Below are 11,931 nucleotides of genomic sequence, written 5' to 3' on the forward strand. Positions count from 1 at the left end.
TAGCTTAAACTTCTACTTAATAATATATCTTTGTTTTTGCAAAAACAAATTTACTATCTTAAATTTCATTATTGTTAGTGTATATGCACGAAGTTTAGCATCATTATTATTTCTAATATTCAAGGTCAATTTCGTGCTTTTGACCTCTGCTATTGAATAGCGTTCTCTCAAATGTATGAAATACAACATTTTCATAAAACTCATTTTTTAACAAATCCCATTTAATAAATTTTGTCTCTGAGCTGTTCAGGATAAAACTTAAAACCTCATTTTTCGAAGCATCACAAATATCTTTTCCTAGATTCTTCTGCACATCCTCAATTTTTTTATGCATTTTATCCTGAATTGTAGCATCTATGAAAGGACAATTATAGAATACTAATATCCACCAAATTTTCTTGTATAAAAAAAGCTTTGAAAGATTTTTTGTTTCATCAATTGCTTCTTCTATCTTACTTTCTACAACCTTAATTAATTCATTTCTCTTAACAGCATCATTTTTATTATACATTACATATGTTGCAAATAATACTGGGTTATCCTTTTCAGCTATATTTTCTTTATATCTATATTCTGTGTTTATGCTTAATCTCACGTTATTACACCCATATAGAAGCAGGAGGTTAACAGTATCTTCTTCGTTCCCATTAATAAAGATAAATTCATATCTTTCAGCAATTTTAGCTAGAATTGTCTTAGATTGAATCTCTCCAATTTCTTTTTCTATAAGAAATAGGATGCTAATCAATTTTTCTGTATTATTATATGTTGCCGCAAATGAGTATATAAAAAATGCTAAATCGTATATGTTATAAACTTCTAAGTCTATTCCTTTATTAAAAATCGATTTTTCAACATTATTGTTATCTGTCCTAAAGGCTAACTTATTTAGTAATGTAGATAAACAATATGAAACTACTTTAACATTCCAATCCATGTTGTTCACTAACATGTTCTGAAATAATTCTTTTATCTTAGAATATCTATCATTGTTTGTTAGGCTCTTACCTTTTACTATATAACCATAATTACTATCATTCAGGTCATGAAAAAGAAACTGAGAAAGATTGTTTACAAAATTATTTACATTCTCTTTCCATTTAAACCATACATGTGGCAGTTTACCATACTCTTTTTTGCTATCATTGATGCGCAATCTGTACCTTTCTGCAATTTTCACTATGGATTTCATAATTATTAAAATAGTTTCTTCTTTAACTGCAAAAATAAATATATCATCAACATATCGTTTTATACTATAATCACAATCCTTTATTAACCCAACCTTTGCAAGTTCCATATAGACTTCATTGTCAATATTTTGCAATAAAATTTCGGCTAATAACCTTGAAAATTCAGGTCCTACTACAATACCATTTGTCATTGACATATTCATATTTTGTAGTAATCGATCTATAGCACTAAGTATATGTTTACCATTAAACTCTTTTGCATCAATTGTATTATCTGCTACGATCCAATTATATGTGTGCGTATAAATGCTATCAAAGCACTTATTATAATCAACTTTTCCATAAAACTTATACTTTCTATTTAAATCAAACCATTCTTGTGATTTATAGAACTGGTCCAATCTCCTAAATGGCACAATTTTATAGTAATTTCCCTTTGCTACAATGCTTTCATCTTTACTATTTATGTCTATATGCTCATACTCAACAATACTATTTTTGCTTTTTTTATAATAAAGCTCATTATTTTTTGTATGACATCGAATAGAGAATAGATTTGTATTAATACCATCTAGTAATTCCCTCTCATATTCATCCAAGAAGCAATATACTTCAATCATCGATAACGGATTTATATATGACATTTCCCTGAGCTCATTATTATCTTTTAGAATATGATATTTTAATGGAGCAGCGTGCCATGCAGGACTTATAATTCCTTTCTGAACATCATTGTCATATCTCATAATTTTTTTCATACTTTTAGATTTTATTAGGAAATCATAAAAGTATTTTAGGGTATATATTTTTGGTGTTTCTACTGGCTGTAAATCTGTTAGAATTATATCTAATTTATTTCTTTGCATATTTTTATTCTTCATATACTTTTTCTCCTAATTGTGGTAGAATTATTGTTGATATGATTATCAATCGTGGGCATAACTGCTCGCACACATTATCGGCGAAACACTTTTTGTGTGTGTTGACAAGTCTTATTACATATTTGCTAGCATGATTTGTTAATTTAGCCACTGAGCATAATTTTATGCTAAAGCTATTAGCCAAACCAGCTTAAGAGATAAGGTAAAACTTATCTCTTAAGTTTTATTAACCCACAATATATCTTTACACATTCCCTATATGACTTTTTCTTAAGAGTATCAGTAAAGCCTAGCTTTTGAATTTGCTTTATTAAATGCTCCTGAGACCATCCAATATTTGGGTGAAAAACTACAGATTTATTATTGAGGATTCCATATTCAAAGCTATAGTAATCCTTCCCCTTTCCTTTTAAAAAATAAGGTAATTTCCCACGAGTAATTATATTTGTGTTTATAACTATCGATGATCTTAGAAATTTTCTGGTGGATTCAATGATTCTACCTGATTTAATGAATTTTCTTAGTAGGCAATAATTTGAACATACACCTATTACATCCCAAGTTCCCAGATTGGAGTATCTAGAATTCTCATTATTATAGAATACAATTCGTGATATAGAATAAACTAATCTCTGTCGGAATATTTCCATGTTACTACTTACTTTATAATCATTAATTATATCATTAATCTTTTGCTCATATTTAAGACGCTTTTTCTTCTCTATTCCAAAGATAAATTGACCCTTTTTTGTTCTCTCGAATTCATAACCTAAATAGCTGAAAACACCTTTGCTTTCTTTAATCATGTAAGCTTTTTTCTCAGCATCTTCATTAATCTTAACATTATCATTAAAGCACTTCTTTAAAGTCTCCGTTACTACCCTATCTAAATAATCCTTCTCCACCTTTTTGTTTAGGACTATTAAACCATCATCAACGTATCTAGAAAAGAAAATCAACCCTTTATCTTTTAAAGTTACTTTGATATTCTCATCAAATACTTGTCCCGCTATTTCAACTAGTGCGTTAGATGTAGGTAATCCGGCATAACAATGCCGATATACGTTAGAGACTTCTTCTAGAATGTTTTTTTCATATTGCTTAAGACCTGAACTTAAAATATATTTTTCAAATATTATTTTAGCATCAACAGAATTAAAGAAGTTATCTATATCAAATCTATATATAGTATAATCAGCTAATGCATCAATATTATCTATTAAATCAAATAGCTTTCTCATAATCTTATTTCTATCGGCATATTGTATTCTAAAAACTGAATCCAAACGTTTCTTTAAATATTTTATAGTTATTTCAGTTAATGAATGTTTTTGAATAGCATATACAATTCTTTCTTTATCATATTGCTTTATCTTTTTCCTTTTTATAAGTGGTTCTACAATCTCAATGCTTTCTTTTTCTATTCGTTTTTCTAAGGAATACCTTTTATTATACATAGAATTATACCAGGTTTTGTCTTCCTCGCTTTCAGCATTCCTCTTTAGAGATAATAAAACACTATTTAATATTTCATTTTCACTTGTATATGACCAATCGTTAAAATAAGTCTTATTGGTAACCTCGCCATTGCTATTTAAAATATGTAGATAAACTCCATCACTGATAGCGCTGTTGACTATTTTCTTAATTTGCAGCTTTGTATATTTGTTACCCTTTTTCAAGCACACTTCTCTTACTACATCCTCAATACTGCTCTCATGCTCCAAATTTCTACAATATCCAACTAAATATATACAAAGATACTTTTTGCCAATCTCATCATCATATAATTCTAGCATTCTCTCTTTAATAATTGTTGGCCACTCTTCTTTTTTAGCTATTTTTAATTTTGTAATAGTATCACCTAATTTGCAATCTTCTAGTAAATCGCGATACTTTTTTGATAGCTTTTCCTTTTTCCATTTCTTCTTTTCCAATTCATTTAATAAGTTCTCAATACTCTCTTTTTGTGGTATTACATTATCTGTAATAACTCTAGCTCTAAGTGTAAATGGTAGGTGCAAAATATCTCCCCCAGTATTAATTATCTATCTTAATATTCCAAATATAATGATGTAAGATTATATCTAGATAGAATACTTCATTTCTTGCTTTATATTTTGGCTAAAAAACTATTGACCTTCTAGCAATTCATATTACCATTGCATAAATCTGCTTTATTATACCATAATATTACAAATTAAGCCATTTTTATTATGTATTTAAGTATAATAATCATGTAAATCAATCATAGAAATTTTCCCCAAGAATTATGTTCTAGATAATTAGTGTATTTTTCAATATAAAATATTTAACTGTGCAGGTCCATTAATTAGAATTCAAAGGAATAGAAGAAATTCTATCCCTTTGAATTAAACTATTAAATTATACTTATTGGAGTATTTTGGTAATTTTCTTTGAATAAAATATTGATTTCATATTTATAAGTATTAAACTTTTACGTCCTTGGTATTGCAAGATAAATTAAGAGCACAAAAATATGTGCATTTTTGTACTCTTAACTATGTTACTCTTTAATTTTGGATTTGTTACTACCATCTTAAATCTCAGCTTATTATTACTATGAAAAAAGCAAATGTTGAAACCACCATAGATAACCATGCTATTATTAAAGCCTTTTGTCCTAGATAATAATTATTGTTTGCTAAAACCGTATCATATAAGGCTTTGAACTCCGGGACACGTAGCAAAAGCGCCCCTCTTTTTCTCAGAATATCATCCAAATCTTTTTTGTCGATATTCTCCAAACCTACTTCATTAACATACATGTACAAGTCCTGTAAGAACTCGTTCATATGCCTATAATTTTGATTCATTAATTTTTGTAAAAACATGATTTCACAACCTTTCATTTTGTTATTAATAAAATTACAAAATGAACTAAAAAATCCTTATTTTTCATTAAAATATTTCAATTTTTTTAATATATAAGCGTTATACAAAAAACGCTAGGCGTAGTCACCTAGTTTTATATCAAAAAAGCACCTGAAGTTAACAGATGCTTAATACTTACTTATTGTATAAAATACTCATGATTAGCTGGATTGTGCAGAATTTGCCCACTTATCTTGAGATTAGCTAAAGTGCATTGAATCCTCTTTTTCCACATAGGATAATTTGTTACTCCGGTGATAGTGTGGGGTGTATAATCTGCTTCTCTCAATTTATAGTGGGCTTCAATTAACGCCTGAATGTCACTTATAGGAATCCATTTTTGCTTAGGCATATATTGATTTATAATTTTTTTAATATCTGATGAGCGAATTGCCATTTTATTTCCTCCATTTCAACTATTGTGTATGCAATGTATTGCTGGTTAATCTTCTAGTTTTTCATGAAGTATCGGGATTGCAAAATTTTGCACAATAACTATATTTATAATATCTTTAGTTGCTACTCGAATTTTTTCAACCAACTCTTCGCTATTAGGAAATTTCCTAAGCATATCTGTTATTTGCGTTTCCAGTTCAAAAAAGGTATCACTATTAAAGCCATGACGTTCAGCTACGCTATCGAAAATATCATATCTGTAAGAGTCAGAGTCACCTTTACCAAATATTCTATCAACTAGCTCTTGCACCTGGGTATTTTTTTCACGCATTTTTACCAAATCTGCTTGACCTTCAGTTAACATATCAAATCTGTCTTCCCCAACTGTACTTCTAAGTCCATCTACAACACGGTTATATGCAACCTCATCTCCGTTTTTTGATAAGTATCTGTAAAGCCCTTGGTAACTGGTGTAGTTTGCATTTTGAGCCCACTTTGTCTTGTCTCCATTTGATAAACTATCGTAGATTTCCTTTAATTTAAATCTTGTTAATGCCATTATTAATACCTCCTAGAAATAATATTATTGAAACGTGTACTTTATATACATCTCCATGTATCTATTTTACATCATATAATTTAGAATTTCAATATCTTTCGGAAAAAAAGTACATCTAAAGAAACAATAAGTACACTTTTTCTATTGCATGATGATAAAAATAAAAAGTGATAGAATTTCTTCTATCACTCTAAATTCAATTATGCATAATACTTCTCAATTGTTTCAGCAGTTTTCATTAAATAAAACATCTATTTTAATCTATAAATTTCTTTGTGAATAGTGAGGTAAACTTGATTAAAGGTCATCCAATTTTTTTAGATATATTAACAGATTACTATCATCATATTGAAGATAATACTTAAAACTAACATTTTTATATCTTTATATAATGCAGCTATGGTGCATGTTAGATTGTATCTACCATCATCAGAAAGATTATCTACCAAAGTAATATATCCAAATGTATCATTATCTACATTATCTAATCTTACTATATGCTTAAACCTTTCTAATTCACACCACCACATTATTGAAACAGTATCACCTTCATTTACTGTTAACTTACCTACATCTATAAAAATAAGATCAAATTCGTCAAATTCTTCCACATCACTAGTGTTAGTATACGCATCCGGTACTAAATACAGATTATCATCAATCTTTATTATTTCATACCTATTAAATAGCTCTTCATCATCATTAATAATATCTTTATATTCATTCATGTTTTGCTCCCTCCATAAGATAAAGCTTTTTAAAACTATTTTATCTAAGCATTGTTTCTATAGACTATGGAGTTAAGACAAATAGAGTAATATACTGGGCTATTTATTAGGTGGTAGTTACACTAACCTAATTTAGCTAAATATAAATATAAAAGATAATTATTTTCTACCCAGAGTGGTTCCCCCTACCTATAAATACTTTTAATTATTATAAAAAAACAGCCTAAACTATACTGCTTAAGCTGCTTATATTAACTATCAAATGGGTTGTCGTTATACTATCTTAGTTGTCCACTGTTCGCAGTTCCATATATCCGTAACTATATCACTATAGAATTCTGGTTCGTGGCATACTATTAAGATGCTTCCTTTGTACTCCTTAAGTGCTCTCTTTAATTCATCCTTTGCATCTACATCTAGATGGTTGGTAGGCTCGTCTAGGATAAGCACATTGGTTTCATTGTTTATTAGCTTACAAAGTCTAACCTTAGCCTGTTCTCCTCCGCTTAGTACTACCATCTTGCTTTCTATATGCTTAGTTGTAAGTCCGCATTTAGCAAGAGCAGATCTTACCTCATATTGGGTAAAGCTTGGAAACTCACTCCAAAGTTCATCTATACAGGTATTGTAGTTAGCTTCTTTTATTTCTTGTTCAAAGTAGCCTAAATGCAGGTAATCTCCTAAATGCACATTTCCTGAGATTGGCTTAAGCTCGCCAAGAAGACTCTTTAATAGTGTTGTCTTTCCAAGACCATTTGCACCTACAATGGCTATTTTGTCTCCTCTTTCCATTCTTAGATTAAGCGGCTTTGATAGAGGTGAATCATAACCAATCACTAAGTCAGTAGTTTCAAAAATAGTCTTTCCAGAGGTCCTTGCTGATTTAAAATTGAATTCTGGTTTAACCTTTTCCTTTGGAAGCTCTATTTTATCCATTTTATCAAGAACCTTTTGTCTTGATTTAGCCATATTTGTAGTGGCAACTCTAGCCTTATTTCTTGCTATAAAGTCTTCAAGCTTTGCAATTTCCTGCTGCTGTCTTTCATAAGCTGCTTCTAATTGCTTTTTGTTAGCTTCATATATTCTTTGGAATTCCTCATAATTTCCAACATATCTTGTAAGCTTCTTATTTTCCACATGATATATAAGATTAATAACACTATTTAAGAAAGGAATATCATGGGATATAAGTATAAATGCATTCTCATAATTTTGCAGGAATCTCTTAAGCCATTCTATATGCTGCTCGTCCAAGTAGTTAGTAGGCTCGTCCAAAAGTAATATATCTGGAGTTTCTAAAAGTAATTTAGCCAGTAAAACTTTTGTTCTTTGTCCACCACTTAAATCTGCAACATCTTTATCAAGTCCCACATCTAAAAGTCCTAAACCCTTAGCTGTTTCTTCTACCTTAGCATCAATAACATAAAATCCATTGTGATCAAGCATATCTTGAATTACAGCTGTTCTCTCAAGCATTTTATCAAGCTCTTCTTGAGTAACCTCGCCCATCTTTCCATATAACTCATTCATTTCAGTTTCTGCATCAAATAAGTATTGGAAGGCTCCTCTTAATACATCCCTAATGGTTTGTCCACTCTGAAGTACTGTATGCTGATCCATGTAACCTACTCTAACTCTATTAGACCATTCAATTTGGCCTTCATCAGGTGTAAGCTTTCCTGTTATTATATTCATAAAGGTTGATTTACCCTCACCATTTGCTCCTATAAAACCTACGTGTTCACCCTTTAATAATCTGAAAGATACATCCTCGAATATAGCTCTGTCTCCAAAGCCATGACTTATGTTTTTTACGGTTAATATACTCATTAACTTCTCTCCTTACGTATATTTTGCGTACTCAGTATAAGTTTAATTTATAAAAGCTTACTATGTCAAAGGAAATTTTATATTATATGTGCAGTAATTGTGGTATACTACTAAATAGATTAAAAACAGGAAAAGTTAAAAGTTATAATAGGGCTTTTATATGTGATTCAGGTCAAATTAATCATCCCTAAATAACAATCAAACTTTTGGCGGATAAATAAGGAGGAATTTTATTAATGGCTTGTAAGTTTTATTTATATAAAGGAAAAGGAAAAAAAGCAGAAAGCGGTCACCCCTGGATTTACACTACAGAAATAGAGAACTATGACGGTGAATATGAAAATGGTGACATAGTTGAAGTTTATAACTTTAAGGGAAGCTTTATTGGAAAAGGCTACATTAATGATGCCTCTAAAATAGCTATTAGAATGATGACTAGGGATATTGACGAAGAAATAGATGAAGACTTTTTTAGAAAAAGATTAAGAGATGCCTGGGAATATAGAAAAAAGGTTATTGATACTTCTAGCTGCAGATTTGTTTTTGGAGAGGCTGATTTTCTGCCAGGCCTTATAATAGATAAATTCGAGGATTATTATGTTATTCAATCCTTAGCCCTAGGGATTGATAAATATAAGCCTATAATAGTTAAACTGCTTCAAGAAGAATTTGGTGCAAAAGGAATATATGAAAGAAGCGATGTACCTGTAAGAGAACTCGAAGGTATGGAGCAAACTAAAGGTTTTTTAACTGAACCTTTTGACACTATGGTGCAAATAGTAGAAAATGGAGTTAAATACTACGTAGATATTGAAAATGGTCAAAAGACAGGCTTTTTCTTAGACCAAAAAGAAAATAGAGCTGCTATACATAAAATTTGTAAAGATGCTGATGTGCTGGACTGCTTTACCCATACTGGTTCCTTTGCTTTAAATGCAGGTATAGCCGGTGCTAAAAGCGTACTTGGTATAGATATATCAGAACATGCAGTAGAGTTTGCTACCAAAAATGCGCAGTTAAACGGAATTGAGGATAGAGTAAAATTTGAATGCCACAATGCCTTCGATGTACTTCCTGCTTGGGCTAGAGAAGGTAGAAAGTTTGATGTTGTTATCCTTGACCCTCCTGCTTTTACAAAATCAAGAGGTACTATAAATAATGCTGTCAGGGGTTATAAGGAGATCAATCTTAGAGGCATAAAAATGGTTAAAAAAGGTGGCTTTTTTGTTACCTGCTCCTGTTCTCACTTTATGAATGAAGAGCTATTTAAGGAAACTATTGCTGATGCTGCAAGAGATGCTAGAAGGTGCCTAAGACAGGTGGAATTTAGAACTCAAGCTGCTGACCACCCAATACTTTGGACATCTGATGAATCCTACTATTTAAAGTTTTTAATATTCCAAGTAGTTTAAAAAAATAGGAGTAATTAAGTAATTTCAAATACGAAATTACTTAATTACTCCTTCTGCATATTCAGGAACTACTTTAGTAATATCCTTTTTACAGCAGTAGTTTAAATCTTCTTGAAGTCCAAGCTCTTGAATTCTGTTATAGTGACTAGCAAATTTAATAAAGCTGTATATATCTTCATGCTGACTATAAATATAATGAGCTGTAGTTGCTATATCAGTTAGTTCAACCTCTGTATGCCTCTTTAGGCAGTCTATAATATAACCACTGCATAAAAAGTCATCTATAGAGAACTGTCCATAGGTTCCTGCATTAACAATAACCACATCATCCTTATATTCTAAGAGCTTTTTAGCAACAGCTTCTGCATTAATCATAGCCCCTATAAGTATATGCTTTGCTCCCAAACTCCCTTTTATTGCTCTAGTACCATTGCTAGTTGTCATAATAAGAGTCTTTCCCTTTACTACCTCACTGGTATAATCCAAAGGTGAATTTGAATAATCAAAGCCTTCTATTTTTAAAGCTCCTCTTTCTCCACCAAGTAAAAAACTACTCCTATCCCTACTAGCAATTTCTTTTGCTTCCTCTACAGTAAGTACAGGTATTACCTTTTCACAACCATTGCTTACTGCAGTAGTTATAACTGATGTGGCTCTTAGCATGTCTATAACAACTACCAGCTTATCTTTGACTTTTTCACTTTTAATATCATCTGCTGAAATAATAATATCTACTTTCATATATAATACCCTCCTGTATTCCTTATCCTGTGCAGAAAGATTATTAATCTTTCTGTCTCATGTATTCTTAATAAGCTTCATAATTATTTTATCACTAATTTCTACATAATTTGCAACAAATAAAGATTTTGCAAATAAAAATGTATACAAAAAAGTTTGCAACACTAGTATTATTAGACATTGCAAACTTTTTATGTCTTTGAAAAACTTAATTGAGACTTTCTTATTTTCATTGCAATAAAAGTGATAATTGGAAGTATTAATTCGAATATTATAGCATAGTATGGATATACATCTACAACCCATTTACTAGTTTCCAGCATACTCTCATATACTATGAACGAAGTGCTCATCATACTGAGTCCAACTGGTGTAACTAAGAACCTGTATTCATTATAATTTAAAATATCAGCCACTCCCTTACATGCCGCTAACAAGCAAATACTTACCTTTATAAAGCCTGCAATTAAAAAGCTTACTGTGGCTGCAGTTTCTATTCTCTGGATAAACTCCCCAACATTTATCCTTGAGATAACCATATATGATGGAAAGTAGTTCATGCTGAGGGTTCTTTCTCCTGTGGTAATTGCATTTCTAACTGCTATTAATATAAGAAAAAATGTAGTCAATAGAAGCGAATAGGAGAAGATCTTTTGTGGTGAATTTTTATTTTTAAACCCACAAAATGCCATAGTAAACACTACAGTCTCTGCAAAGGGAAAGGAAAAAGCTAAAATAGCACCACTAATTACTGGCTTTATTCCCTCGTATAAGAATGGTCTTATTCTATCAAGATTGGCCTCTGTTAATGATAAAGGAAGTGTAGTGCACAGCATCATAATTAGAAATATGATAAATAGTTCTGACCATCTTCCTAATACTTCAATTCCTTCTTTTACTCCCCAGATGCAGAGAATTGTAAAAAATAATATTGGTGGAAGTTTAGGTGTATCTGGCAAACCTACTGTACTTATGAATTGCATAAAATTATTAATTACTAATGCTCCTAAATGAAAAGCAAACCAAGTATACAGTACATTTATAATTTTACCTAATATATTGCCAAATACTAAATTGTTAATTTCAAATATATTTTTTCCCATAAAGCTAGATAAAATTTTAGAATACATAAGCATCACTGGATATGCTGCTAAAGAAGCAAGTAAAACGGCAAACCATGCATCCTTTTTGGCTGGTCCTGCTGTGCCAATTATTAGAGTACTTCCCCAAATGAATAGAGCAACAATTGATATACCCTGCTTATTAGATACAACTTCTTTTCTCATACCTTTCCCC

The 11,931-nt window shown here is 30.5% G+C and carries 10 protein-coding genes; 1 reads left to right on the forward strand and 9 read right to left on the reverse strand.

Features of this window, described 5'->3' with window-relative positions; all coding sequences use genetic code 11:
• Positions 1-112: 112 nt before the first annotated feature.
• The 7 genes from bsdE14_RS07215 to bsdE14_RS07245 all read right to left on the reverse strand — a co-directional run bounded on the left by bsdE14_RS07215 (position 113) and on the right by bsdE14_RS07245 (position 8,482).
• Positions 113-2,074 carry an RNA-directed DNA polymerase gene (locus bsdE14_RS07215; protein WP_264849260.1) on the reverse strand — a complete coding sequence of 654 codons (1,962 nt, stop codon included), beginning with the start codon at positions 2,072-2,074 and terminating at the stop codon, positions 113-115.
• A 209-nt stretch (positions 2,075-2,283) separates the two neighbouring features.
• A complete protein-coding gene (locus bsdE14_RS07220) occupies positions 2,284-4,098 on the reverse strand; it encodes a reverse transcriptase domain-containing protein (protein ID WP_264849261.1) in 1,815 nt (604 codons plus the stop codon).
• A gap of 543 nt (positions 4,099-4,641) precedes the next feature.
• Positions 4,642-4,911 carry a hypothetical protein gene (locus tag bsdE14_RS07225; RefSeq protein ID WP_264849262.1) on the reverse strand — a complete coding sequence of 90 codons (270 nt, stop codon included), beginning with the start codon at positions 4,909-4,911 and terminating at the stop codon, positions 4,642-4,644.
• Positions 4,912-5,108: 197 nt separating this feature from the next.
• Positions 5,109-5,366 carry a hypothetical protein gene (locus bsdE14_RS07230; protein WP_264849263.1) on the reverse strand — a complete coding sequence of 86 codons (258 nt, stop codon included), beginning with the start codon at positions 5,364-5,366 and terminating at the stop codon, positions 5,109-5,111.
• Between the two features lie 45 nt (positions 5,367-5,411).
• Positions 5,412-5,924: a hypothetical protein gene (locus bsdE14_RS07235; RefSeq protein WP_264849264.1), complete on the reverse strand. Its 513-nt coding sequence runs from the start codon at positions 5,922-5,924 to the stop codon at positions 5,412-5,414.
• Positions 5,925-6,250: 326 nt separating this feature from the next.
• Complete coding sequence (locus bsdE14_RS07240) at positions 6,251-6,652, reverse strand: hypothetical protein (RefSeq protein WP_264849265.1); 402 nt, start codon at positions 6,650-6,652, stop codon at positions 6,251-6,253.
• Between the two features lie 273 nt (positions 6,653-6,925).
• Complete coding sequence (locus bsdE14_RS07245) at positions 6,926-8,482, reverse strand: ABC-F family ATP-binding cassette domain-containing protein (protein WP_264849266.1); 1,557 nt, start codon at positions 8,480-8,482, stop codon at positions 6,926-6,928.
• Between the two features lie 236 nt (positions 8,483-8,718).
• On the opposite strand from bsdE14_RS07245, the gene bsdE14_RS07250 reads away from it, so the two are divergent.
• Positions 8,719-9,894: a class I SAM-dependent rRNA methyltransferase gene (locus tag bsdE14_RS07250; RefSeq protein WP_264849267.1), complete on the forward strand. Its 1,176-nt coding sequence runs from the start codon at positions 8,719-8,721 to the stop codon at positions 9,892-9,894.
• A 36-nt stretch (positions 9,895-9,930) separates the two neighbouring features.
• On the opposite strand, the gene bsdE14_RS07255 is transcribed toward bsdE14_RS07250, so the two are convergent.
• Both bsdE14_RS07255 and bsdE14_RS07260 read right to left on the reverse strand, forming a co-directional pair.
• The gene (locus tag bsdE14_RS07255) at positions 9,931-10,635 is read right to left on the reverse strand and encodes a 2-phosphosulfolactate phosphatase family protein (protein WP_264849268.1); all 705 of its coding nucleotides are present in this window, start codon (positions 10,633-10,635) and stop codon (positions 9,931-9,933) included.
• Between the two features lie 191 nt (positions 10,636-10,826).
• Complete coding sequence (locus tag bsdE14_RS07260) at positions 10,827-11,921, reverse strand: GerAB/ArcD/ProY family transporter (protein ID WP_264849269.1); 1,095 nt, start codon at positions 11,919-11,921, stop codon at positions 10,827-10,829.
• Positions 11,922-11,931: the final 10 nt, after the last annotated feature.

Origin of the sequence: Clostridium omnivorum, assembly GCF_026012015.1 — a bacterium.
Lineage (GTDB): Bacteria > Bacillota > Clostridia > Clostridiales > Clostridiaceae > Clostridium_AX > Clostridium_AX omnivorum.